Here is a 23,354-nt window from a genome sequence, read left to right as displayed (position 1 = left end):
ACATGACAAAGAAAACTCAAAACGACGAACTCGTCTTCCTGCCGCTGGGCGGCTCGAACGAGATCGGCATGAACCTGAACGCCTATGGCTTTGGCCCGGCGCACGACCGCAAGTGGATCCTCGTCGACGTCGGCGTGACCTTCGGCGACCCGTCCACGCCCGGCGTGGATGTGATCGTGCCCGATCCCTCCTTCCTGGAAGGCGAGAACATCCTGGGCATCGTGCTGACGCACGCCCACGAAGACCATATCGGCGCCCTGGGCTGGCTGTGGCCGCGCATTCAGGCGCCGCTCTATGCTACGCCCTTCACCGCCTATCTGATCCGCGAGAAGCTGCGCGACGCCAATATTCTGGATCAGGTCGAGCTGAACGAGATCCCGCTGGGCGGGGACCTGAACCTGGGTCCGTTCGACGTGACCTTCGTCACCATCACCCACTCGATCGCCGAGCCGAACGGCCTGGCTATCAAGACCCCGTTGGGCACGGTCCTGCACACCGGCGACTGGAAGATCGACAATGATCCGGTCGTGGGCGAGCGCACCGACGTCGAGACGATCAAGCGTCTCGGCGACGAGGGCGTGCTGGCCATGGTGTGCGACAGCACCAACGTCTTCGTGGACGGCGTGGCCGGCTCCGAAGGCGATGTGAAGGTGGCCATGGCCGACCTGATCAAGGACCTGAAGGGCCGCGTCGCCGTGGGTTGCTTCGCCTCCAACGTCGCCCGTATGGACAGCGTCATTCGCGCCGCCGAGGCCGCTGGCCGTCGCGTGGCCCTGGCCGGGCGGTCGATGCACCGCATCAGCGCCGCCGCCAAGTCGGTCGGGATGCTGAGCGACGTGAAGCCCTTCCTGTCGGAACAGGAGGCCCGCGTCTGGCCCGCCGACGAGATTCTCTATCTCTGCACCGGCAGCCAGGGCGAGGTCCGTGCGGCCCTGTCGCGCGTGGCCGAGGGTACGCACCCCTTCATCAAGCTGGGCAAGGGCGACCACTGCATCTTCTCGTCGCGTGTCATCCCGGGCAACGAGCTGTCGATCGGTCGTCTGCAGGACAAGATGGCCGACCGGGGCGTGCGCCTCTACACCGAGAAGGACCATCCGGGCATCCACGTCTCGGGCCACCCGTGCCGTGACGAACTGCGCGAGATGTACAGCTGGGCCCGTCCGCAGATCGCGGTGCCGACCCACGGCATGCGCCGTCACCTGATGGAACACGCCAACCTGGCCAAGGACATGCAGGTCCCCGAAACCGTGACGCCGCGCAACGGCGACATGGTGCGTCTGGCCCCCGGACCCGCCGCGATCATCGACGAAGTGCCCTCGGGCCGTCTGTTCGTCGACGGCGGCATGCTGGTCGAAGAGGCGGGCGAGGCCCTGCGCGAGCGCCGGCACGCGGCCTCCAACGGCGTCCTGGTCGTCAGCTTCGCCATGGACAAGCGCGGCAAGATCGTCAGCGACATCGACGTGCGCGGCATCGGTCTGCCGGGCGACGAGGACCGTCCTCTGGGCGACATCCTCGACGATCTGGCCGAGCGCGCCGAACAGGCGGTTCGCAAGCTGAAGGGCGAGGCGCTGGACGATGAACTGGTGGTCGAACAGGCCGTCAGCCGCGTGCTGAAGAAGGCCAGCCAGCAGATCTGGGATCGCCGTCCCATCGTCGAAACCGTGATCCTGCATCTGTAATGACGGACCGGCTCTATCTGCTGAACGCCGACTGGTTCGACGAGCAGGGCGGGCCCTGGTATTGCCCGCCCGGCGCCCGGATCGAGGGCGTGCTCGGCCTCTATCCGCGCCTGCGCGAGCAGGTTCAGGTCACGCATCTGGACCACCCCCGTCCTCGCGCCGCCGTGGTGGCCGAGGTGGGGGAGGCCAACCAGAGCTGCCCCCTGCTGGTGCTGGACGGCGAGTTCGACTGGCCCGACGCCCAGGTCAGCGCAGAGACCGGCGCCCGGTTCTTGCAGGACGACGACATCCTGCCCTACTGGGCGGCGCGCTACGGGATCGGGCGACCGCACCCGTAAATAGGGTTCTTTTCCTCCCCACGTGTGGGGAGGGGGATCACGAAGTGGTGGAGGGGGCGGCGCAAACCTTAGCCGTCGTGTCGCCCCCTCCGTCTCGTCGGCTGCGCCGCCGATCCACCTCCCCATGAAATGGGGAGGAAAGGACGAACTCAGCGCTACAGCGTGACCTTGCGATAATTTTCCTTGTCCAGATTGCCGATCTCGACGGAAATCTGCGCCGGACCGGCATAGGGCTTCACCCCCGCCAGCAACGCCGCCTGAACGGCCTCGCCCAGCGCCGTCTTCTGCTCCTGGGTCCGTCCGGCCAGGATGCGCAGGTCGCAGTGGACCATGGCCTGGGCCGGGTCGCCGTCGGCGATGATCAGGTCGTCGCAGCGCACGATGCGGGTCTTGCAGGCCTGGGTCGTCGCCCCGACCAGGTCTACGCATAGCTGGTGGATCTCCAGCGCCAGGGCGCGCCAATCTGTCCCGTCGAAATGGGGGGAGTGTTCCAGGGTGATCTGTGGCATGAGGGCGTCCTTGTTTCGCGCCTTTCTTAGCCCGCTGCTGACGCGGGCGGAATGCGGAGGGCGCACGAACTGATGGATGGAATGCTCGATGCCTCTTGGCCCCTTTACCCTGGTGGCGCTGTATCTGACCTCCTGGTGGATCGTGCTGTTCACCATCCTGCCGCTGGGTTCGTCGAAACAGACCGAGACGCCGCCGACCGACGGCAGCCAGTGGGGCGCACCCGCTGATCCGCAGCTGAAGAAGAAATTCATCACCACGACCTGGGTGTCGGCCATCGTCTGGGCCGTCATCGTCTTCATCGTCTGGTCCGGGTGGATGCCGCTGCCTGACTTCAGCCGCGGACCTGCGCTCTAGCTTTCGCCCCATTCGCCCGGTTAACCTCGGGCCAGACTGATTTTGCAGAGATTCTCCCATGCGCCTGTCGCGCTTTTTCCTGCCGACCCTCAAAGAAGCCCCCTCCGACGCCCAGATCGTGTCGCACCAGCTGATGCTGCGCGCCGGGATGATCAAACAGGAGGCCGCCGGCATCTACGCCTGGCTGCCGCTGGGACTGCGCGTCCTGCGCAAGATCGAAGGGATTGTGCGTCAGGAGCAGGAGCGGGCAGGGGCGGTCGAACTGCTGATGCCGACGCTGCAACTGGCCGACCTGTGGCGTGAGAGCGGCCGCTACGACGCCTATGGCCCCGAGATGCTGCGCATCACCGACCGTCATGAGCGCGAGCTGCTGTACGGACCGACCAACGAGGAAATGGTCACGGATATCTTCCGGGCCTATGTGAAGTCGTACAAGGCCCTGCCGCTGAACCTCTTCCACATCCAGTGGAAGTTCCGCGACGAGCGCCGTCCGCGCTTCGGCGTCATGCGCGGCCGCGAGTTCCTGATGAAGGACGCCTATTCCTTCGATCTGGACGAGGCCTCGGCCCGCATCGCCTACAAGCGCATGTTTGCCGCCTACCTGAACACCTTCTCGCGTCTGGGCCTGAAGGCGGTGCCGATGCGCGCCGACACCGGCCCCATCGGCGGCGACCTGAGCCACGAGTTCATCGTCCTGGCCGAGACCGGCGAGAGCGAGGTCTTCTGCGACCGCAAGCTAGTCGAGATGGATGCGCCCGGCCACAACCTCAGCGTCGAGCAGCTGGAAGGCGTCTTCAACGAGCGCACGGCCCTCTACGCCGCGACTGAGGAAATGCACGACGCGGCCCAGTTCGAGGCCCAGACCGCCGAGGGCGACCGCCTGTCGGCGCGCGGCATCGAGGTCGGCCACATCTTCTACTTCGGCACAAAATACTCGGCCCCGATGAAGGCCAAGGTCGCTGGACCCGACGGTCAGGACACCGAGGTCCACATGGGCAGCTACGGCGTCGGCGTGTCGCGTCTGATGGGCGCCATCATCGAGGCCAGCCACGACGCGGGCGGCATCATTTGGCCCGACTCTGTCGCCCCGTTCGACGTGGTGGTGATCAATCTGCGCGCCAACGACGAAGCCGTCTCAGCCGCCTGTGAAGAGGCCGTGGCCAAACTCGAAGCCTTGGGCAAGGACGTCCTCTACGACGACACCGACGAGCGTCCGGGCGGCAAGTTCGCCACCGCTGACCTGATCGGCGTGCCGTGGCAGCTGACCATCGGTCCCAAGGGTCTGGCTGACGGCGTGGTCGAACTGAAGCGCCGCGCCACCGGCGAGAAGCAAACCCTGCCGCTGGACGCCGCCCTGGAGCTGCTGACGAAATGACCGACGCCGCGACGGCCCCCGCGCCGCCTGCCGTAAAGCCTGCCGGTCCCTTCTCCGCCTGGGAGATCGGACTGGCCCTTCGCTACCTGCGCGCCAAGCGCAAGGAGGGCGGGGTCGCCCTGATCGCCATCATCAGCTTCGTCGGCATCATGCTGGCCGTGGCGGTGCTGATCAGCGTGATGAGCATCATGGCCGGCTTCCGCAGCGAACTGTTGGGGCGGATGCTGTCGTTCAACGGGCATATGTATGTTCAGGGCCCGGTCCTGACCTCTCCCGACCGCGAGGCGGCGCTGAAGCGGATTTCCGACGTGCCCGGCGTGGTCTCGGTGTCGCCGCTGACGGAATCGCCCGCCATGTTCCGCGCGGGCGGTCAGATGACGGGCGGCGTCGTCCGCGGCGTGCGTCCGCAGGATCTCGCCTCGACCAAGTTCGTCTATGACAGCCTGACGCCCGAGATGCGCGCCTCCTTCGGTCAGGGCGCCTATGGTGGCGACAACATCCTGATCGGCAAGGCTCTGGCCGACCAGATGGGTCTGAGCGTGGGCAGCGCCCTGTCTATCTATTCGCCGACCGGCGCCGACAGCGCCTTTGGCAACCTCGGCGGTCTGGAAAAGACCTATCGCGTTGGCGGCATCTTCAGCTCCGGCACCGCTGACTACGACCGCGCCTTCATCTTCATGCCGCTGGAACAGGCCCAGCTCTTCTTCGGCAAGGACGGCCTCTGGGACGTGATCGAGATGAAGGTGGCCGAGCCCGATCAGGTTGAAACCCTGCTGACGCCGGTGCAGCAGGCCGCCGGGCCGGGCAGCATCGTCACCGACTGGCGCGTGCGTCTGGCCGCCTTCTGGGGCGCCCTCAAGGTCGAGCGCGTGGCCATGAGCATCATCCTGGGTCTGGTCGTGGCCATCGCCGCCATGAACATTATTTCCGGCATTGTCATGCTGGTGAAGAACAAGACCCGCGATATCGCCATCCTGCGCACCGTGGGGGCCAGCCCCTCGTCGATCCTGCGCATCTTCTTCATATCGGGCGCGGCCATCGGCATCGGCGGCACCATCGCCGGTCTGGTGCTGGGCCTGCTGTTCTGCCTGAACATCGGCGCGATCCAGCACTTCCTCGAGGCCCTGCTGGGGGTTCAGCTGTTCAACGCCGACGTCTATATGCTGGACGCCATTCCGGCCCTGGTGGATCCGTGGGACGTGACCTGGGTCGCGGTCTTCTCCTTCTTCATGAGCTGCCTCGCCAGCCTGCCGCCGTCGTGGAACGCGTCGCGGATCGACCCGGTGGAGGCCCTGCGCTTTGAATAGTCCGCTGAACACCACGCCGACGCTTCGCCTGCGCGGGATCACCCGCACCTATCCGACCGCCTCGGGCGGGCTGACGGTGCTGAAGGGCGTCGATCTGGACATCATGCCGGGCGAGGTCGTCGGCCTGATCGGACCCTCAGGTTCGGGCAAGTCCAGCCTGCTGCACGCCGCTGGATTGCTGGAGCGTCCCACCAGCGGTCAGGTCATGATCGACGGCGAGGACGTCGGCGGTCTGGACGAGCGAGCGCGCACGCGTCTGCGTCTGTCGCGCATCGGTTTCGTCTATCAATTCCACCACCTGCTGCCGGAATTTGATGCGCGGGATAACGTGGCGCTGCCGATGCGCATCGCCGGTCATTCCGAGGCTGAGGCGCGCCGCCGGGCCGAGGCTCTGCTGACCAGCCTGGGTTTGGGCGAACGCTTCCTGCACCAACCCGCCCAGTTGTCGGGCGGCGAGCAGCAGCGCGTCGCCATCGCCCGCTCGCTGGCCAACAGCCCGCGCCTGCTGCTGGCCGACGAACCCACTGGCAATCTGGACCCGACCAATAGCCATGCGGTGTTCGAGTCCCTGCGCGAACTGGCCAAGACCACGGGCGTCGCCGCCCTGATCGCCACCCACAATATGGAGCTGGCCGGTCACATGGATCGTGTCTTCGCCCTGAAGGATGGCCATCTGGAAGAACGCGCGGCCGAGGCTCAGGCCTACTAGGCGGGCCTGTTAGCCCACGGCGGCGGCCCCCCACAGGGCGCGCAGCCTCGCGCTGCGGCCGCAGCCGATGCGATAGGCTTCGTACTGGGCCGGGTGTCGACGGGCGAAGTCCTGATGCTCTTGGCCTGCGGGCCAAAACCGCATCGCCGGATAGACCGGGGTGATGAAGGGTCTTGTCGCCTTGGCCCCCAGCGCCGTTTGCGCCGCTGCGCGCGACGCCTGGGCCGTGGCGGTCTGGGCCTCGGTGGCATAGACCGCTGTGACATAGGACGGACCCTGATCGCAGACCTGTCCTGTGGGATCAGTCGGGTCGATGGTGCGCCAGTAGCGATCGACCAGGGTGCGGTAGCTGAACACGGCGGGATCAAACGTCACCAGCACCGCCTCGCGATAGCCGGTGCCGCCACGCACGACGCGTTCATAGGTGGGGTTGGGCGCCGTGCCGCCGACGAAGCCCGACACCGCCGAACGCACGCCAGGCAGGCCGTCGAACGCCTTTTCTTCGGTCCAGAAGCAGCCGCCGGCGAAGATGGCGGTCTGATAGCCTGGCGGGGCCGGCTCCAGCGCGGCGGCCTTCACCGGCGCTTCGCCCGGCGAGCAGGCCGCAGCCAATATCAGGACAATCAGAGGCGGCAGACGCGACATGACAGGCTCCCGGTCATTCTCCCCTCGGTACGAACGATATGGGAAGACGGATGGCTTTGCACAGCGAGCCGCTTGCAATGAGAACAAAGGGGGAATATAGAACGTTTCAGGAACACGCTAACTGGGGATAAGCCGATGTCGCGTTGGGTGAGGGATATGCTGTCGCTTGCGTCGTGCGGCGGCTTCGTCTGGATGATCTGGCAGGCGTCTTTCCTGGTGACGTGATCGCCGCATCGACTCCCTGCATGATCAAACTTCGGCCGCGCGGCGGTCGGACATGAGAGGTCTCGGCAGCCGGGACCAGCGGAGTTTGTATTGACGGAAGCGGCCAACAGTCAGGGTTTTGTCCATCTGCGGGTCCGCAGCGCCTATTCCCTGCTGGAAGGGGCGATTAAGGCCGGCAAGATCGGCAAGATGGCCGCAGACGCGGGAATGCCGGCGGTCGGCGTTGCTGACCGCGCCAACCTGTTCGGCGCGCTGGAGTTCAGCCAGACCGCCAAGGACGCCGGGGTTCAACCCATCGTCGCCTGCGCCCTGCCGGTTCTGGGCATCGGCGGCCAGGTCGCCGAGCGTTGGGCCAAGACCCCGACCGTCGTGTTGCTGGTCCAGAACGAGCAGGGCTGGCTCAATTTGTGCGCCCTGTCGTCCGCTGCTTACCTCGACGCTGGCGAGATGTCCGAGCCAGGCGTGCCCTGGTCGCAGGTTGTGGATAAGTCCGAGGGGCTGATCCTGCTGTCAGGCGGTCCGGACGGCCCGATCGACCCCCTGTTCGTCCAGAACAAACATGGTGATGCGCTGTCTTCTCTTGAGGAGATGAAACGCGTCTTTGGTGATCGTTTCTACGTCGAGTTGCAGCGCCACGGTCTGCCGCAGGAGCCGATCGCTGAGGCGGGGCTGGTGGAATGGGCTTACGCGCATGACGTGCCTCTGGTCGCCACCAACGACGTCTATTACGCCAAGGCGGCGCAGGCGAAGTCGCATGACGCCCTGTTGTGCATCTCTGACGGGGCCTTCACCGGCCAGGAAGACCGGCGCCGCATCACCGGGGAACACTGGTTCAAGACGGCGGAGGCCATGCGTCAGCTGTTCTCGGACCTGCCCGAGGCCTGTGACAACACCATCGACATCGCCCGCCGCTGCGCCTTCCTGGTGCCCACGCGCGCGCCCATCCTGCCGCGCTTCGACACCGGCGCCGGCCGCTCCGAGCCCGACGAACTGGCGCACCAGGCGCGCGAGGGGCTAAAGGCCCGTCTGCAACAGGTCACGCCCGCCGCCCCAGAAGAAGAATACTGGACCCGCCTCGAATGGGAGGTGGGCATCATCCAGCAGATGGGCTTCCCAGGCTACTTCCTGATCGTGGCCGACTTCATCAAATGGGCCAAGATTCACGGCATTCCGGTGGGGCCGGGGCGGGGTTCCGGCGCGGGCTCGCTGGTGGCCTGGTCGCTGACCATCACCGATCTGGACCCCTTGCGGTTCGGCCTGCTGTTCGAGCGCTTCCTGAACCCCGAACGCGTCTCCATGCCCGACTTCGACATCGACTTCTGCCAGGAGCGGCGGGAAGAGGTGATCGACTATGTGCAGGACCACTACGGCAAGGACCGGGTGGCCCAGATCATCACCTTCGGCACGCTGCAGGCGCGGGCCGTGCTGCGCGATGTCGGCCGTGTGCTGCAGATGCCGCTGGGGCAGGTGGACCGGCTCTGCAAGATGGTGCCGAACAACCCGGCCAACCCGGTCACTCTGGCCCAGGCTATTGATCTGGAGCCGCGCCTGAAGGAAGCGCGCGACGCCGAACCGGCGGTGCGGACCCTGCTGGAAACCGCGCTGGAGCTGGAGGGGCTGTACCGCAACGCCTCGACTCACGCCGCCGGCATCGTGATCGGCGACCGGCCGCTGACCGAACTGGTGCCGCTCTATCAGGATCCGCGTTCGACCATCCCCGCCAGCCAGTTCAACATGAAGTGGGTTGAGCCGGCGGGTCTGGTCAAGTTCGACTTCCTGGGCCTGAAGACCCTGACGGTGCTGGACCGGGCGCGGGAGTATCTGGAACGGCGCGGCGCGGCGCCGGAATGGAACCTGCTGCCGCTGGACGACGCGAAGACCTATGAGCTGATGGCCTCGGGCCAGACGGTCGGGGTGTTCCAGCTGGAATCCCAGGGCATGCGCGACACGCTGCGCAAGATGCGCTGCGGCTCCATCGAGGAAATCACCGCCCTGATCTCCCTTTATCGGCCGGGGCCGATGGAGATGATCGACACCTATATCGACCGAAAATTCGGCCGGGCCGAGGTGGACTATCTGCACCCGTCGCTGACCGAGGTGCTGACCGAGACCTATGGCGTCATCATCTATCAGGAACAGGTGATGAAGATCGCCCAGGTCCTGGCGGGTTACAGCTTGGGCGAAGCCGACCTTCTGCGCCGGGCCATGGGCAAGAAGAAGAAGGAGGAGATGGATTTCCAGCGCCTCCGCTTCGTCAAGGGCGCCTCCGAGAAGAACGTGCCCGAGGCCCAGTCCGGCTCCATCTTCGATCTGGTGGCCAAGTTCGCGGGTTACGGCTTCAACAAGTCGCACGCCGCCGCCTATGCGCTGATCTCGTTCCAGACGGGCTGGCTGAAGGCCAATCACCCGGTCGAGTTCTTCGCGGCCTCGATGAGTCTGGACCTGTCGAACACCGACAAGCTGGCGGTCTTCTATCAGGACTGCCGCCGCTTCGAGGTGCCGGTCCTGGCCCCGGATATCAACCGATCCTCGGCGGACTTCGACGTCCAGTGGAAGGACGGTCAGGGCAGCGTCCTCTATGCGCTCGGCGCCATCCGCAACGTGGGTCTGGAGGCGATGAAGCACGTCGTCGAGGTGCGCGAGGCGGGCGGGCCGTTCACTGACCTGTTCGACTTCCTGGAACGGGTTGATCCCAAGGCGGTCAACAAGCGGGCGCTGGAAGGCCTGGCCAAGGCGGGCGCCTTCGACAGCCTGAACCCCAACCGTCGCCAGTTGTTCGAACAGGCCGACATCCTGATCGCCTATTGCCAGAGCGTCGCCGCCGAGCGGGCCTCGTCGCAGGTCAGCCTGTTCGGGGCGGATCAGGCGGGGGCTTCGCGTCCTCGCCTGCGCAGCGTCGAACCCTGGGCCGGGCCGGACAAGCTGGATCAGGAACTGGCGGCGGTCGGCTTCTACCTGTCGGGCCACCCGCTGGAGGATCTGACGCCCGCGCTGAAACGCAAGCGCGTGACCTTTGTGGCCGAGGCGCAAGGGTTGGCCGAGGCCGGCCACGAAGCCTTCCTGATGGCCGGCGTCGTGCGTCGTCGTCAGGAGCGGGCCAGCGCCAAGAGCGGCGAGAAGTTCGCCTTCGTCACCTTTTCGGACCCGACGGGCGAGTTCGAATGCCTGTTCCCGCCGGAACAACTGCGGCGATGCCGGGATATCCTGGAGGTCGGGACCTCGGTTCTGGTCAAGGTGCGCGCCAAGTCGGCGGACGGCGAGGTGCGTTTCTTCGGCGACGACGCCAGCCGAATGGAGACCCTGCTGGACGACACCCAGATCGGGCTGCGGGTCGTGCTGTCGGCGCAGTCGGCGGACGCCGAGGCGCTGAAGGCGCGGCTGGACCGGGCGCGGGCCCAGGGCAAGGGCGGCGAGGTCTGGCTGCAGGCGACGCTGGGCGGCCGCACCGAGGTCGAGATCAAGCTGCCGGGGCGTTATCGCCTGGATGCGGCCCTGCGCGGGGCGCTGAAGTCGGCGCCGGGCGTAATCATTCTGGAGGATGCCTGATGACCGATGGTTTGGCTGTGAAGCATGCGCGCGGGACGTTCGATGTCCTCATCACCCCGGTTCAGCCGGCAGAGGGTACGGCGGCGGACGCGCCGGGCCGGATGCTGCTGGCCAAGACCTTTCACGGCGACCTGATCGGGACCGCGGTCGGGGAGATGCTGGGCGCCATGGGGCCGGATCGGTCGGGGGCCTATGTGGCGCTGGATCGGGTGCATGGCGTGATCGACGGACGGGAGGGCGCCTTCACCCTAGTGCATCGCGGTCTGATGGATCGGGGCGCACAGGAACTGCTGATCACTATCGTGCCCGGATCCGGCGCGGACGGGCTGGCAGGGATCGCCGGGGTGTTTCACCTGACGATCGCGAACGGCGTTCACCACTACGATCTGGAATACAGTCTGCCGACATCCTGAAGGAGGATCGACCATGGCCGTGCATAAGGGGTCCTGCCACTGCGGCGCGGTGGCCTATGAGGTCGAGGTCGGGCTGGAGGGCCTGGTCGAGTGCAACTGTTCGCACTGCTATCGCAAAGGCTTCGTTCTTGCCTTCGCGCCGCGCGCCGCTTTTCAGCTGACGGCGGGCGAGGGGGCCATGACCTCCTACTTCTTCAACCAACACAAGATCGACCATCGCTTCTGCAAGACCTGCGGGGTTCAGCCCTTCGGCTATGGCGTGGCGCCGGACGGGTCCGAGGTGGCGGCGATCAATGTGCGGACGCTGACCGACGTGGAGCCCTGGGACTGGACGGCGAAGCGGGTGGACGGGCGCAGGTTCTGATCAATCCGGGTCGGGGCGGAACTGCTCGCGCGGCGTGCCGTCGACGGCGTAGAGCCGCTCGACCGGAAGCTTGATCACAAGTCCGGTGCGCGGCAGGCGCAGATCATAGATGGCGCCCAGCAGGCCGGCCATGGGCTGGCCGACCACGCGCGCGCCCTGAGCGTGGAGACCGATGGCCAGGCCTTCGCCCATGCTGCCGGTCCAGCGTCCGACGCGGACCTCGACGGGGCCGTGATGGCGCTTGCCCGCGCGGGGCAGGACCTGTTCGACCCAGCGGCGCTCTATTCCCGTCGCGCGCGCCTCCGCGGGCAAGACGTGGATCTGGTAGGCGGCCGGGGCGTCGACGAACCAGCCCATAATCCCGCGTGCGACGATCGTATTGCCGCCGCTGGGCGTTTCGCTCAGGTCGATGACCACCAACTGATCGTCGGACGCGGTGGCCATGGCCGCGTCAAAGGCCGCGATGGCGGCTTGGTCCCCGAGGGAATCGTTCACCCGGATGACGAGGGCGTCTCGCTCAAGACGGCTTTCGACCGGGGCCTGGTCTCGCGGCGCTTTGTAGAGACTGGGCAGGTTCAGGCGGCGGGCGGTTCCGTCGGCGTCGGTGATCGTCAGGTCGCGCGGGCGGTCGCGGCGGCCGGCGGCCAGGACGCGCGCGGCGTAGCCGGCGCGGTCGCCTTCGGGCGGTAGGCCGATGTCACGCCAGAAGGCGGTGACGGCGTCGCGGGTCGTCTGATCTCCCACGGCCGTCAGTCGATCGCCCGGCTGAACGGCGGCCGCCTGGGCCGGCGAGCCCGCGCGAACGGCGGTGATGATCCAGACCCCGTCCCGCGGCTCGATCCACAGATCCGAATAGCTGGGCGTGACCGCCCAACTGTCAGCGAAGGATGAGCCGGTGATGGCGTGGTGATCAGCCAGGGCGGTCAGAGCGTGTTCCGCATAGCGCAGCAGGCCGGCCTGGTCATGAACCGCCTCGGCTTCGGCCCTCAGAATATCCGTCTCGGGAAAGGCGCCGCCGGGCAGACGTTCGACATAGGCATACTGTTCCGCGACGAGGGCGGGCAGGGACAGGGCGTCGTTCCGATAGTTGTCGGCGGTGTGATCAGGCGTCTGGGCGGCGGCGGCGGCAGCCACGATCAGGACGGCCAATGGGGCGGCGAAGAGGGTGTGGGAAATCCGCATCCGACTATCAGGCGGGGCTTCGAAAGCGCGGACAAGTTAAATCCCGATCATGTTCTCGCCCTTGCGTTTTTTCAGTGATGCGCCTAGAGAGCGCGCGCACTTCGCACGTGGGCGTGGCGCGGTCCGGGGAGACATCCCGGCCTGCACCGTTCCGAGGGACCGTCCGGTCCTTTTAATCGCTCACGCTAGGTTTGATCGGAAAAAGGACACCACGATCATGGCTCTGCCTGAATTCTCGATGCGTACGCTGCTGGAAGCCGGCGCTCACTTCGGCCACCAGACGCACCGCTGGAACCCGAAGATGGACCGCTACATCTTCGGCTCGCGCTCGAACATCCACATCATCGACCTGTCGCAGACGATGCCGCTGTTCCACCAGGCTCTGGTGGCTGTGCGCGACGTCGCCGCCAAGGGCGGCCGCGTTCTGTTCGTCGGCACCAAGCGTCAGGCTGCCGGCCCGGTGGCTGAAGCCGCCACGCGCTGCGCTCAATACTACATGAACAACCGCTGGCTCGGCGGCACGCTGACCAACTGGCGCACCGTTTCGGGCTCGATCGCCCGCCTGCGTGAACTGGAAGGCCTTCTGGCCAACGGCGGCGAAGGCCGTGTCAAGAAAGAGCTGCTGACGCTGCAGCGCGAGAAGGACAAGCTGGAACTGTCGCTGGGCGGCATCAAGGACATGGGTTCGATCCCGGACATCATGTTCGTGATCGACACCAACAAGGAAGCGATCGCGATCCAGGAAGCTCGCAAGCTGAACATCCCGATCATCGCCATCCTGGACACCAACTCGGACCCGGACGGCATCACCTACCCGGTCCCGGGCAACGACGACGCCGCCCGCGCCATCCAGACCTACTGCGACCTGATCGCCGACGCCGTCCTGGACGGCCTGGCCGCCGGCGCTTCGGCTTCGGGTATCGATCTGGGCGCTTCGGAAGCTCCGGTCGAGCCGATGCTGCGCGAAGCCGCTGCTGCTCCGGTTGAAGCCGAAGCCGCTCCGGCCGGCACGGAAGCTGTCGCCGCTGAAATGCTGGCGACTGAAGAAAAGGTCGAGGGCTAAGACGCCCTCAAGGCCCGGTCGCTGATCGGGCCTGCTGCCAAACTGACATGCGGCCGGGCTATTCAAGCCCGGCCGCTCATCTGATTTTCCAGGAGACTGAACATGGCCGAGATCACTGCCGCCCTCGTGAAGGAACTTCGCGAGCGTTCGGGCGTCGGCATGATGGACTGCAAGAAGGCGCTGGTCGAAAACGACGGCAACATCGAAGCAGCAATCGACTGGCTGCGCGCCAAGGGCCTGTCCAAGGCCGCCAAGAAGGCTGACCGCGTCGCCGCTGAAGGCCTGGTCGCCGTCGCGTCGAAGGAAGACGGCAAGGGCGAAGTCGCCGCCGCCATCGAATTCAACGCGGAAACCGACTTCGTCGCGCGTAACGACCTGTTCCAGAACGCCGCCAAGTCCTTCGCCCAACTGGGTCTGGACCACCACACGCTCGAAGCCCTCCACGGCGCCGAGCTGGAAGCGGGCAAGACGGTTCAGGACGAAGTGACCAACATGATCGCCACCATCGGCGAGAACATGCAACTGCGTCGCGCCGCCCGCCTGTCGGTGTCCGAAGGCGTCGTTTCGACCTACGTCCACAACGCTGTGTCGCCGGGCGTCGGCCGCATCGGCGTTCTGGTGGCTCTGGAAGGCGAGGGCGACAAGACCGCTCTGCGCGAACTGGGCCGCAAGATCGCCATGCACGTCGCTGCGACCGCGCCGCTGTCGCTGAACACCGACGACCTGGACCCGGCCGCCATCGAGAAGGAACGTGCTGTTCTGATCGAAAAAGCCAAGGAAGAAGGTCGTCCGGAAAACATGATCGAAAAGATCGTGGAAGGTCAGATCAACAAGTTCCAGAAGGACGTGGTGCTGTCGAAGCAGCCGTTCGTCATGGACCCGGACGTGACCATCGAACAACTGGTCGCCAACTCGGGCAAGGAACTGGGCTCCTCGAACCTCAAGCTGGCCGGCTTCGTCCGCTTGGCCCTGGGTGAAGGCGTCGAGAAGGTCGAAGTCCCCGATTTCGCGGCCGAAGTGGCCTCGATGATGGGCGGCAACTAAGATCGAAGTTTCTTCCTGAAAGGGAAGAATTTTCAAAAGGGCGCGTTCGGCTTTGATGGCCGGCGCGCCCTTCGTCTATGATGAACCGCCGATTCACCTCGCGCGGATGCCTAACCCCAGTATCCACGGACCCAGACCCATGCCCGACGCCTCTCCTGAATTCCGATACAAGCGCGTCCTGCTCAAGGTCTCGGGCGAGGTCCTGATGGGCGATCAGTCCTATGGCATCGACATGAAGACCGTCGATGTCGTGGCGGCGGCTGTCGCCCAGGTGGCGCGCGCGGGCGTCGAGATCTGCCTGGTCATCGGCGGCGGCAACATCTTCCGCGGCCTGTCCAAGGCCGCCGAGGGCATGGACCGCGCCAATGCCGACTACATGGGCATGCTGGCCACCATCATGAACGCCATGGCCATGCAGGGCGCACTGGAGAAGATCGGTGTCGATACGCGGGTCCAGAGCGCCATCCCCATGGCCGCCATCGCCGAGCCCTACATCCGTCGTCGCGCCATGCGGCACCTGGAAAAGGGCCGGGTGGTGATCTTCGCCGCCGGCGTGGGCGCGCCTTTCTTCACGACCGATTCCGGCGCGGCGCTGCGGGCCGCCGAGATGGGCTGCGACGCCTTGCTGAAGGGCACCAGCGTGGACGGCGTCTATACCGCCGACCCCAAGAAGGACCCCTCGGCCACCCGTTACGAGACGCTGACCTATCAGGAGGTCCTGGCCAAGGACCTGCGGGTCATGGACGCCTCGGCCATCGCCCTGATGCGCGACAGCGACATTCCGATCGTGGTCTTCTCGATCCAGGAAGAGGACTCGCTGCGCCGGACCCTCCGCGGCGAAGGCACCTTCACCGTCATTACCAACAAGGCCGCGTAAGCGGCTCTCGACCCGAACGACAGACCAAGGACAACCACCATGGCCAAGCCCGACCTCAAGACCTATCGCGACCGCATGGAAAAGGCCGTCGCCTCGCTGAAGGAAGACTTCGCGGGTCTGCGCACCGGCCGGGCCAACTCGGGTCTGCTGGACCCGGTTCAGGTCGAAGCCTATGGCTCCAACTCCCCGCTGAGCGCCGTGGCCGCCATCAGCGTGCCGGAGCCGCGTATGATCTCGGTCAATGTCTGGGACAAGGGCATGGTCGGACCCGTCGAGAAGGCCATTCGCGCCGCCGGCCTGGGTCTGAACCCGATCGTGGACGGCCAGACCCTGCGTATCCCGGTGCCGCCGCTGACCGAAGAACGCCGCAAGGATCTGGTCAAGCTGGCCGGCAAGTACGCCGAGCAGCAGAAGATCGCTGTTCGCAACGTGCGCCGCGACGCCAACGACGACCTGAAAAAGGCTGAAAAGGCGACCGAGATCAGCCAGGACGAACAGAAGAAGATGGAAACCGAGGTCCAGAAGGACACCGACGCCGCCATCAAGAAGATCGACGAGGCCTTGAAGGTCAAGGAAGTCGAGATCATGCAGGTCTGACGCAGAGCGCGTCAGGAGGGATTGCAGCAATGTCGGCCGAGACCGTCGCCACGGCGCCTGAAAAGGGGCCTCGTCACGTCGCCCTGATCATGGACGGCAACGGTCGCTGGGCCGAGCGTCGCGGTCTGCCGCGCGTCATGGGCCACCGCGAGGGCGTCCAGGCGCTGCGTCGCACGATCAAGGCGGCGCCGGACTTCGGCATTCGCTGCCTGACGGTGTTCGGCTTCTCGACCGAGAACTGGAGCCGCCCCGCGGACGAGGTTTCGGACCTGATGGGCCTGGTCCGGGCCTTTGTCGGCAGCGACCTGAAACGGCTGGAGGCGGGGGGCGTGCGTATCCGTATCCTGGGCCGTCGCAAGGGTCTGCCGGCCGACATCGCCGCCATCGTCGACCGCGCCGAGGCGCAGACGGCCCACAACGACGGCTTTCTGTTGCAGGTGGCCTTCAACTATGGCGGCCGCGCCGATCTGGTCGACGCGGCGCAGCAGCTGGTCGATCAGGCGCGGGCCGGACAGTTCGTCGGCGATGTGACCGAGGATGATCTGGGGGCTGGCCTGTCGACGGCGGGGGCGCCGCCGGTCGATCTGATCGTGCGAACATCGGGCGAACAGCGGCTGTCCAACTTCCTGCTGTGGGAAGCGGCCTACGCCGAACTGGTTTTTCAGGACATTCTCTGGCCTGACTACGGTGCAGAGGCGCTGGGCGAGGCGGTGTCCCTCTATGGTGGTCGCGAGCGGCGCTATGGCGGCCGCGACGCCCTGCCGGAAGTGGCGTCAGTGAAGGCGGCGGCGAACTGATGGCTTTGAAAATAGGCGACATCGGCCTGAGAGCGGCCTCGGCCGTGGTCCTGGCGCCGGCGGCGGTCCTGGCCACCTGGGCCGGCGGCGGCTGGTTCTGCGCCCTGGTGGTGGCGGCCTGCGGCCTGCTGGCGTTCGAGTGGGCGCGAATGAGCGCGCCGCGGTTCTGGCGTTCGGTGGGAGCGGCGGTCGCGCTGGCGCTGATCATCGCCGTGGTGGCTGCGCACATCGGGCAGATGTCGCTGGCCCTCATCCTGCTGGTCTTCGGCGCGCTGGCGGCGGGCCTGTTCGCCCGCTCGCGCGGCGGCGAGGCGCTGGACGCCGCCTATGGCGTTCTCTACCTCGGCTGGCCCTGCGTCCTCCTGATCTGGCTGCGCGACCTCAACGACGCCCAGGGCCTCTACTGGACGGTGCTGGTCTTCGCCGTGGCCTGGGCGTCCGACATCCTGGCCTATCTGGTCGGCAGCGCCGTGGGCGGGCCCAAGCTGTGGCCGCGCTTTTCGCCCAACAAGACCTGGTCCGGGTTCATCGGCGGCCTGATCGCCGGGATGATCGCCGGCGCCGCCATGGCCGGCTGGCTGGAAATGGGCCGTCTGAACATCTTCTGGGGCGGCGTGCTCGGCCTCGCCGCAGCCCTGGCCACGATGGCCGGGGACCTCTGGGAATCGGCCTTGAAGCGCCGCTTTGGCGTCAAGGATGCGGGCAACATCATTCCAGGCCACGGCGGCCTGCTGGACCGGGTGGACGGCCTGATGTTCGCGGTCGTGGTCGTGGCGGCGGGCCGCGTGATCGTCCTGATGCTGGGGCAGGGGACATGATCACCCGCAAGGTCAGCGTGCTGGGTTCGACCGGCTCGGTCGGCACTTCGACGCTGGACCTGATGGATCAGGCCGAGAAGGCGGGCTCCGGCGCGTTTCAGGTCGAGGTTCTGACCGGCGGGAACAATATCGCCCGTCTGGCCGAACAGGCTCGGCGCTGGCGGCCCAGGCTGGCGGTGACGGCTGATCCAGCGCGCCTGTCGGAACTGCGCGACGCGCTGGCCGGAACCGAGATCGATATCGCCGCTGGGCCCGAAGCCATCGTCGAGGCGGCGACGCGGCCCGTGGACTGGGTCATGGCCTCCATCGTGGGGGCGGCTGGACTGCGCTCGGCCTGGGCGGCCGCCGGCACCGGCGCGACCCTGGCCCTGGCCAACAAGGAAAGCCTGGTCTGCTGCGGTCCGGCCCTGATCGAGCGGGTCAAGCGCAGCGGCGGCAAGCTGATTCCCGTCGACTCCGAGCACTCCGCCATCTTCCAGGTGTTTCCTGCAGAGGCGCCCGAGCAGGTGGCCAAGCTGGTGCTGACCGCCTCGGGCGGGCCGTTCCGGACTCTGCCGCGCGAGGCCATGGGCCGCATCACGCCGGAACAGGCTGTGGCTCACCCGAACTGGAGCATGGGCGCCAAGATCTCGGTCGACAGCGCCACCATGGCAAACAAGGGTCTGGAACTGATCGAGGCCGCCTATCTGTTCGGCATGGGCGGTGACCGGATCGATGTCGTGGTCCACCCTGAATCAATCATCCACAGCCTTGTGGAATATGTGGATGGTTCGACCCTGGCCCAGATGGGGCCGCCGGATATGAAGACGCCGATCGCCTGCGCTCTGGCCTGGCCTGACCGTATGGCCTGGCCCGCGCCCAGGCTGGACCTTGCAGCGCTGGGCCGTCTGACCTTTGAGGCGCCCGATATGGCGCGCTTTCCCGCGCTCAAGCTGGCGCGAGAGGCTCTGGCGGCGGGGGGCGTGGCGCCCATCGTCTTCAACGCGGCGAACGAGGTCGCGGCCCTGGCCTTCCTTGACCGCCGGCTGGGCTTTCTCAATATTGCCGCAGTCGTCGCCGACACCTTGGAGCGCGCGACGATTTCGGGGGTGAGTTCCGGTTCCGACGACGCCTGTGACGCGGCCTTGGCCGTTGACGCGGCGGCCCGACGGATTGCGAACGACATCATCGCCTCGCTCGCGATTGCTGCCTGAGGGCGACAGGAGACATGACTGGGATGCTAGGTGTTCTTGGGCAGGCCCTGATCTATGTCGTGCCGTTTTTACTGGTGCTGACGCTGGTCGTCACCGTCCATGAACTGGGCCACTTCCTGACCGCGCGGGCCTTTGGCGTGAAGATGGAGCGCTTCTCCATCGGCTTTGGTCGCGCCATCTTGCAGCGCACGGACAAGCGCGGCGTTGAATGGCGTCTGGGCTGGCTGCCGCTGGGCGGCTACGTCAAGTTCGCGGGCGACCTGGACGCCACGGGCGTGCCGGACAAGGCGGGCCTGGAGGCCCTCAAGAAGGAAGTGATCGCCGCCCACGGGCCTGGCGCCGAAAAAGACTACCTGTATTTCAAACCCTTGTGGCAACGGGCCCTTGTGGTTGCGGGCGGTCCGATCGCCAACTTCGTGCTGGCCATCGCCATCTTCACCCTGCTGTTCAGCCTGGTCGGGGTCGAGCTTCGTCCGGCGCGGGTCGTGCAAGTGATGCCGGATTCTCCAGCCGCCGCCGCGGGCTTCATGCCGGGCGATCTGATTACCCGCGTCAACGGCAAGCTGATCGTGGACGGCGGAGAGGTGAGCAAGGTCGTGGCGCTGAGCAGCGGCGATCCGGTTCAGTTCACGGTCGAGCGCGCGGGCGCCGAGGTGCTGCTGACCGGGACGCCGGAACGCAAGATGGAAGACAACCCCATCGCCGGACGGGTTTCGGTCGGCCGTATCGGTTTGGTCATGGGCTCCAGCCGCGATGAGGTGCGCCACGTCCGTTATGGACCGATCGCCGCCGCGGGCCGTGGGTTCCAGGAAACCGGCAACATCCTGAGCACCACCTTCACCTATATCGGCCGCATCTTTACGGGCCGCGAATCGGGCGATCAGTTCAGCGGCCCCTTGGGCATCGCCAAGGCTTCGGGGGCCCTGACCCATGCGGCGGTGGCGGCCAATCCTGATCCCCTGGCCATGGCTGGAAATCTCCTGCTGACGCTGACCAGCTTCGCCGCCATACTTTCGGTCGGAATCGGCTTTCTAAATCTGCTGCCTGTTCCGGTTCTGGATGGGGGGCATCTGATGTTCTACGCTTATGAAGCGGTGGCGCGTCGGCCTGTCGCCGCTCAGGTTCAGGAGGCGGGCTATCGCGTCGGTCTTGCTTTGCTCGCCAGTTTAATGTTGTTCGCGACCTGGAACGACCTGCAGAAACTCAATCTCTTCAAATTCCTCGGCGGGCTCGTCTCGTGAGCCGACGCCAGCCCCCGATGGTTCCCCGAATGATTCAGAACGACAGTCGCCTCATGATCCGAACCCGTGGCCGTATCCTTGGACCCAGCGCATTGGCGTTGGCTGTCGCCGCCGGCCTTGCCGGACCGACGCTGGCGCAGACGGCGCCCGCCGCCGTGACCGCTGGCGCGCAGCAGGATCCGCAGGTCGTGGTCGCCGCCCCGGCCGAGGACCGCGCGGTCGTCAGCCGCATCCTGGTGCGCGGCAATCAGCGCATCGACCAGACCACGGTCCTGTCCTATCTGCCGATCCAGCCGGGCGACACCATCGACGCCGCGACCATCGACGTTGCGGTTCGCACCCTGTCGCGCACCGGCCTGTTCGCCAACGTGCAACTGGGCCTTCAGCCCAATGGCGACCTGGTGGTCGAGATCGCGGAAAACCCGATCATCAACCAGGTGACGTTCGAGGGTAACAAGGCCCTCACGCAGAAGAAGCTGACGGACGAGGTCACGATCAAGCCGCGCGGCATCTATACCCGCGCCCGCGTCCAGGAGGATGTCGGCAAGATCATCGAACTGTACCGCCTGTCGGGCCGTATCTCGGCCACCGTGACGCCCAAGCTGGTCCAGTTGGAACAGAACCGCGTCGATGTGGTCTTCGAGATCGACGAAGGCCCCGAAACCGGCGTCGCCGCCATCACCTTCCTGGGCAATACGGCGTTTTCGGACAGCGACCTGCGCGACGTCATGGTCACCAAGGAATCGTCCTGGTGGCGTCTGTTCAGCTCGAACGACAACTATGACCCCAACCGTCTGGATTACGACCGCGAGCAACTGCGGAAGTTCTACACCAACCGGGGCTATTACGACTTCCGTATCCTGTCTTCCGTGGCGGAACTGAAGCCGGACAACAGTGCTTTCGGCATGACGATCACCGTGGAAGAGGGCGACCGTTACAAGTTCGGCGACGTCAAGGTCGTGACCGAAAACGACCGCCTGAACGCCGATTTCCTGCAACGTCTGCTGCCGATCCGCTCGGGCGACCTGTATGAAAGCGACCGGATCGAGCGCGCCGTCGACGCCCTGACCTTTGCGGCGGGCTCCGCCGGTTACGCCTTCGTCGAGATCAACCCCAGCTATCGCGCCAACCCCGAGACCGACACGGTCGATGTGACCTTCAACCTGAAGGAAGGCCAGCGCGTCTATATCGACCGCATCAACGTCGTCGGTAACACCCGCACCCTGGATTCCGTCATCCGTCGCGAACTGATGGTCGGCGAGGGCGACGCCTTCAACCGGTCGCTGGTGGAGCGGTCGCGCAACAACCTGCGCGCCCTGGGCTTCTTCAAGGACGTCAAGATCGAGGAAACGCGTGGCAGCGCGCCGGATCGCAGCGTCGTCAACGTGACGGTGGAGGAGCAGCCGACGGGTGAACTGTCGGTCGGCGCGGGCTTCAGCTCGGTCGATTCCTTTGTGCTCAACCTGGGCATCACCGAGCGCAACTTCCGCGGGCGCGGCCAGAACGTCGTGGCCCGCGCCGAGTGGGGTTCGCTGCGCCAGCAGATCGACTTCCGCTTCACCGAGCCGAAGTTCCTGGGCCGTGACCTGCGGGCCGGTTTCGACCTGTTCCACACCCGCTACGACCTCAGCGAATACTCCTCGTACGACTATCGCTCGACGGGCGGCGGTCTGCGGCTCAGCTACCCCCTGAACGGCTATTCGCTGTTCAGCGTCCGCTACTTCCTGAAGAATGACGAAGTCATCATCCCGAGCGGCTACTGCGGCAGCGGCCAGGGGTCGTCGGCCCTGTGCGATCAGGCCGGCGCCTTCATCAACTCGTCGGCGGGCTATACGCTGATGGTTGACCGCCGTAACGATCCTGTGCGCCCTACGCGCGGTTGGTCGGCCTCGGTGCGTCAGGATCTCGCCGGCATCGGCGGCGACGTGAACTATCTGAAGACCGAGGCGGACGCTTCCTGGTACTATGGCATCAGCCCTGCCTGGGTCGTGAGCGTGCAAGGCTCGACCGGCTATGTCACCGGCTGGAACGGCGATCCGATCCGCATCAACGACCGCTTCTTCAAGGGCGGCAACACCTTCCGCGGATTCGAGACGGCCGGCATGGGCGCGCGCGACCTGACGACGACCGACGCCCTGGGCGGCAACTTCTACGCCATCGGCACGGTTGAACTGACGGTGCCGAACTATCTGCCCGACGAATACGGCATCAAGACCTCGCTGTTCGCCGATGTCGGCACCCTGGGCCTGCTGGACGACCGCTATACGGTCAACTCCGTCACCGGCCTGCCCAACCCGAACATCGTCGACAACCTGGCCCTGCGGGCCGCGGCGGGCCTCAGCATCCACTGGCGTTCGCCGATGGGACCAATCCGCTTCGACCTGTCGAAGGTTCTGTCGAAGGAAGATTACGACAAGACCGAGACCTTCCGCTTCTCCACCTCGACCCAGTTCTAACCGCAGCCTTCCAGACTGCTCAAAGGTTCAAGATGAAACTGTTTGCTATCGGCGCCGCCGCCCTTGTCTCGCTCTCCGCTTCGGCGGCCATGGCCCAGGCGCAAGGTCCGGCCAACCCCGGTCCGGCCATCCCGGGCGTCTGCGTCTATTTCAACCAGCAGGCGCTGGCCCAGTCGACGGTCGGCCAAGCCGTTCAAGCCCGCATGGAGCAACTGGCCAAGGACGTTCAGGGTGAAATCGCTCCCTACGCCACGCAGCTGCAGACCGAGTATCAGGCCCTGCAACAGGGCGCGTCGACCATCCCGGCCGACCAACTGAACCAACGCCGTCAGGCCCTGCAACAGCGCGCCCAGGAAGCCCAGCAGCTGGAACAGACCCGCGACGGCGAACTGCGCTACACCCTGGCTGAACAGCGCAAGAAGATCTCGGAAGCCATCGAGCCGATCCTAGTCGCCGTCTATCAGGAAAAGGGCTGCGGCATCCTGGTCGACCGTGAGAGCGTCTTCATCATGAACCCGGCCATGGATGTGACGCCGCTGGTCATCCAGCGCCTGAACGCGGCCCTGCCGACGCTCAGCTTCAATCGTATGCCGGTTCCGGCTCAGCCGCAGTCGTAAGACG

General features: G+C 66.0%; 22 protein-coding genes. 19 read left to right on the top strand and 3 right to left on the bottom strand.

What is annotated here, in order from left to right; all coding sequences use genetic code 11:
- Positions 1-2 precede the first annotated feature (2 nt).
- On the top strand, positions 3-1,679 hold the full coding sequence (locus P0Y52_07400; protein ID WEK59358.1) for a ribonuclease J: 1,677 nt from the start codon (positions 3-5) through the stop codon (positions 1,677-1,679).
- The gene (locus P0Y52_07395) at positions 1,679-2,017 is read left to right on the top strand and encodes a DUF3088 family protein (protein ID WEK59357.1); all 339 of its coding nucleotides are present in this window, start codon (positions 1,679-1,681) and stop codon (positions 2,015-2,017) included. Before P0Y52_07400 ends, P0Y52_07395 begins: the two co-directional genes overlap by 1 nt.
- 155 nt (positions 2,018-2,172) lie before the next feature.
- On the opposite strand, the gene P0Y52_07390 is transcribed toward P0Y52_07395, so the two are convergent.
- A complete protein-coding gene (locus P0Y52_07390; GenBank protein ID WEK59356.1) occupies positions 2,173-2,526 on the bottom strand; it encodes an isomerase in 354 nt (117 codons plus the stop codon).
- Positions 2,527-2,614: 88 nt separating this feature from the next.
- Between P0Y52_07390 and P0Y52_07385 the strand changes: the two genes are divergently transcribed.
- From P0Y52_07385 to P0Y52_07370, 4 genes are read left to right on the top strand one after another with little or no spacing between them, the layout of a single operon-like run.
- A complete protein-coding gene (locus tag P0Y52_07385) occupies positions 2,615-2,881 on the top strand; it encodes a DUF1467 family protein (protein ID WEK59355.1) in 267 nt (88 codons plus the stop codon).
- 58 nt (positions 2,882-2,939) lie between these two features.
- Positions 2,940-4,256 (top strand): proline--tRNA ligase, encoded by a 1,317-nt coding sequence (locus tag P0Y52_07380; GenBank protein WEK59354.1) that lies wholly within the window; start codon positions 2,940-2,942, stop codon positions 4,254-4,256.
- Positions 4,253-5,563 (top strand): lipoprotein-releasing ABC transporter permease subunit, encoded by a 1,311-nt coding sequence (locus P0Y52_07375; GenBank protein ID WEK59353.1) that lies wholly within the window; start codon positions 4,253-4,255, stop codon positions 5,561-5,563. Before P0Y52_07380 ends, P0Y52_07375 begins: the two co-directional genes overlap by 4 nt.
- A complete protein-coding gene (locus tag P0Y52_07370; protein WEK59352.1) occupies positions 5,556-6,272 on the top strand; it encodes an ABC transporter ATP-binding protein in 717 nt (238 codons plus the stop codon). The genes P0Y52_07375 and P0Y52_07370 overlap by 8 nt, the downstream gene beginning before the upstream one ends.
- A gap of 9 nt (positions 6,273-6,281) precedes the next feature.
- Here the strand turns inward: P0Y52_07370 and msrA are convergent, their stop codons facing one another.
- Positions 6,282-6,917, bottom strand: a complete 636-nt coding sequence (gene msrA / locus P0Y52_07365; GenBank protein ID WEK59351.1) for a peptide-methionine (S)-S-oxide reductase MsrA — start codon at positions 6,915-6,917, stop codon at positions 6,282-6,284.
- 315 nt (positions 6,918-7,232) lie between these two features.
- Here msrA and dnaE point away from each other — a divergent pair, with 315 nt between their 5' ends.
- Genes dnaE through P0Y52_07350 form a run of 3 tightly spaced genes read left to right on the top strand, consistent with a single transcriptional unit; the run spans position 7,233 to position 11,465 of the window.
- Complete coding sequence (dnaE, locus tag P0Y52_07360) at positions 7,233-10,688, top strand: DNA polymerase III subunit alpha (protein ID WEK59350.1); 3,456 nt, start codon at positions 7,233-7,235, stop codon at positions 10,686-10,688.
- On the top strand, positions 10,688-11,101 hold the full coding sequence (locus tag P0Y52_07355; protein ID WEK59349.1) for a DUF3224 domain-containing protein: 414 nt from the start codon (positions 10,688-10,690) through the stop codon (positions 11,099-11,101). Before dnaE ends, P0Y52_07355 begins: the two co-directional genes overlap by 1 nt.
- Positions 11,102-11,114: 13 nt before the next feature.
- The gene (locus P0Y52_07350) at positions 11,115-11,465 is read left to right on the top strand and encodes a GFA family protein (GenBank protein ID WEK59348.1); all 351 of its coding nucleotides are present in this window, start codon (positions 11,115-11,117) and stop codon (positions 11,463-11,465) included.
- Here P0Y52_07350 and P0Y52_07345 read toward each other — a convergent pair whose 3' ends face one another.
- Complete coding sequence (locus P0Y52_07345; GenBank protein ID WEK59347.1) at positions 11,466-12,647, bottom strand: S41 family peptidase; 1,182 nt, start codon at positions 12,645-12,647, stop codon at positions 11,466-11,468.
- Positions 12,648-12,864: 217 nt separating this feature from the next.
- Here P0Y52_07345 and rpsB point away from each other — a divergent pair, with 217 nt between their 5' ends.
- From rpsB to P0Y52_07295, 10 genes are all read left to right on the top strand, one after another.
- Positions 12,865-13,710, top strand: coding sequence for a 30S ribosomal protein S2 (gene rpsB, locus P0Y52_07340; protein WEK59346.1), 846 nt, complete (start codon positions 12,865-12,867; stop codon positions 13,708-13,710).
- A gap of 102 nt (positions 13,711-13,812) precedes the next feature.
- Complete coding sequence (gene tsf / locus P0Y52_07335) at positions 13,813-14,754, top strand: translation elongation factor Ts (GenBank protein WEK59345.1); 942 nt, start codon at positions 13,813-13,815, stop codon at positions 14,752-14,754.
- Between the two features lie 139 nt (positions 14,755-14,893).
- Complete coding sequence (pyrH, locus tag P0Y52_07330; GenBank protein WEK59344.1) at positions 14,894-15,631, top strand: UMP kinase; 738 nt, start codon at positions 14,894-14,896, stop codon at positions 15,629-15,631.
- A gap of 39 nt (positions 15,632-15,670) precedes the next feature.
- Positions 15,671-16,228 (top strand): ribosome recycling factor, encoded by a 558-nt coding sequence (gene frr / locus P0Y52_07325; GenBank protein ID WEK59343.1) that lies wholly within the window; start codon positions 15,671-15,673, stop codon positions 16,226-16,228.
- 29 nt (positions 16,229-16,257) lie between these two features.
- Positions 16,258-17,025 carry a polyprenyl diphosphate synthase gene (gene uppS / locus P0Y52_07320; GenBank protein ID WEK59342.1) on the top strand — a complete coding sequence of 256 codons (768 nt, stop codon included), beginning with the start codon at positions 16,258-16,260 and terminating at the stop codon, positions 17,023-17,025.
- Positions 17,025-17,843 carry a phosphatidate cytidylyltransferase gene (locus tag P0Y52_07315; GenBank protein WEK59341.1) on the top strand — a complete coding sequence of 273 codons (819 nt, stop codon included), beginning with the start codon at positions 17,025-17,027 and terminating at the stop codon, positions 17,841-17,843. Before uppS ends, P0Y52_07315 begins: the two co-directional genes overlap by 1 nt.
- Positions 17,840-19,036 (top strand): 1-deoxy-D-xylulose-5-phosphate reductoisomerase, encoded by a 1,197-nt coding sequence (gene dxr, locus P0Y52_07310; GenBank protein WEK59340.1) that lies wholly within the window; start codon positions 17,840-17,842, stop codon positions 19,034-19,036. The genes P0Y52_07315 and dxr overlap by 4 nt, the downstream gene beginning before the upstream one ends.
- A gap of 23 nt (positions 19,037-19,059) precedes the next feature.
- Complete coding sequence (locus P0Y52_07305; protein ID WEK59339.1) at positions 19,060-20,277, top strand: M50 family metallopeptidase; 1,218 nt, start codon at positions 19,060-19,062, stop codon at positions 20,275-20,277.
- Positions 20,278-20,330: 53 nt separating this feature from the next.
- Complete coding sequence (gene bamA, locus P0Y52_07300; protein WEK59338.1) at positions 20,331-22,733, top strand: outer membrane protein assembly factor BamA; 2,403 nt, start codon at positions 20,331-20,333, stop codon at positions 22,731-22,733.
- 32 nt (positions 22,734-22,765) lie between these two features.
- On the top strand, positions 22,766-23,350 hold the full coding sequence (locus P0Y52_07295; GenBank protein WEK59337.1) for an OmpH family outer membrane protein: 585 nt from the start codon (positions 22,766-22,768) through the stop codon (positions 23,348-23,350).
- Positions 23,351-23,354: the final 4 nt, after the last annotated feature.

It is taken from the genome of Candidatus Brevundimonas phytovorans (genome assembly GCA_029203145.1).
In the GTDB taxonomy this organism is placed as follows: domain Bacteria; phylum Pseudomonadota; class Alphaproteobacteria; order Caulobacterales; family Caulobacteraceae; genus Brevundimonas; species Brevundimonas phytovorans.
Note: the sequence above shows the minus strand (reverse complement) of the source record. Positions and strands in the feature narration are given on the sequence as shown.

Bases quoted from the DNA above. Each gene is read 5' to 3' on its own strand.
- P0Y52_07375 (WEK59353.1), top strand. From the start codon at position 4,253: ATGACCGACGCCGCGACGGCCCCCGCGCCGCCTGCCGTAAAGCCTGCC.
- P0Y52_07305 (WEK59339.1), top strand. From the start codon at position 19,060: ATGCTAGGTGTTCTTGGGCAGGCCCTGATCTATGTCGTGCCGTTTTTA.
- rpsB (WEK59346.1), top strand. From the start codon at position 12,865: ATGGCTCTGCCTGAATTCTCGATGCGTACGCTGCTGGAAGCCGGCGCT.
- msrA (WEK59351.1), bottom strand. From the start codon at position 6,917: ATGTCGCGTCTGCCGCCTCTGATTGTCCTGATATTGGCTGCGGCCTGC.
- P0Y52_07380 (WEK59354.1), top strand. From the start codon at position 2,940: ATGCGCCTGTCGCGCTTTTTCCTGCCGACCCTCAAAGAAGCCCCCTCC.
- P0Y52_07295 (WEK59337.1), top strand. From the start codon at position 22,766: ATGAAACTGTTTGCTATCGGCGCCGCCGCCCTTGTCTCGCTCTCCGCT.
- dxr (WEK59340.1), top strand. From the start codon at position 17,840: ATGATCACCCGCAAGGTCAGCGTGCTGGGTTCGACCGGCTCGGTCGGC.
- P0Y52_07385 (WEK59355.1), top strand. From the start codon at position 2,615: ATGCCTCTTGGCCCCTTTACCCTGGTGGCGCTGTATCTGACCTCCTGG.
- P0Y52_07345 (WEK59347.1), bottom strand. From the start codon at position 12,647: ATGCGGATTTCCCACACCCTCTTCGCCGCCCCATTGGCCGTCCTGATC.
- P0Y52_07350 (WEK59348.1), top strand. From the start codon at position 11,115: ATGGCCGTGCATAAGGGGTCCTGCCACTGCGGCGCGGTGGCCTATGAG.
- bamA (WEK59338.1), top strand. From the start codon at position 20,331: ATGATCCGAACCCGTGGCCGTATCCTTGGACCCAGCGCATTGGCGTTG.
- pyrH (WEK59344.1), top strand. From the start codon at position 14,894: ATGCCCGACGCCTCTCCTGAATTCCGATACAAGCGCGTCCTGCTCAAG.
- P0Y52_07400 (WEK59358.1), top strand. From the start codon at position 3: ATGACAAAGAAAACTCAAAACGACGAACTCGTCTTCCTGCCGCTGGGC.
- P0Y52_07315 (WEK59341.1), top strand. From the start codon at position 17,025: ATGGCTTTGAAAATAGGCGACATCGGCCTGAGAGCGGCCTCGGCCGTG.
- tsf (WEK59345.1), top strand. From the start codon at position 13,813: ATGGCCGAGATCACTGCCGCCCTCGTGAAGGAACTTCGCGAGCGTTCG.
- P0Y52_07390 (WEK59356.1), bottom strand. From the start codon at position 2,526: ATGCCACAGATCACCCTGGAACACTCCCCCCATTTCGACGGGACAGAT.
- frr (WEK59343.1), top strand. From the start codon at position 15,671: ATGGCCAAGCCCGACCTCAAGACCTATCGCGACCGCATGGAAAAGGCC.
- uppS (WEK59342.1), top strand. From the start codon at position 16,258: ATGTCGGCCGAGACCGTCGCCACGGCGCCTGAAAAGGGGCCTCGTCAC.
- P0Y52_07395 (WEK59357.1), top strand. From the start codon at position 1,679: ATGACGGACCGGCTCTATCTGCTGAACGCCGACTGGTTCGACGAGCAG.
- P0Y52_07355 (WEK59349.1), top strand. From the start codon at position 10,688: ATGACCGATGGTTTGGCTGTGAAGCATGCGCGCGGGACGTTCGATGTC.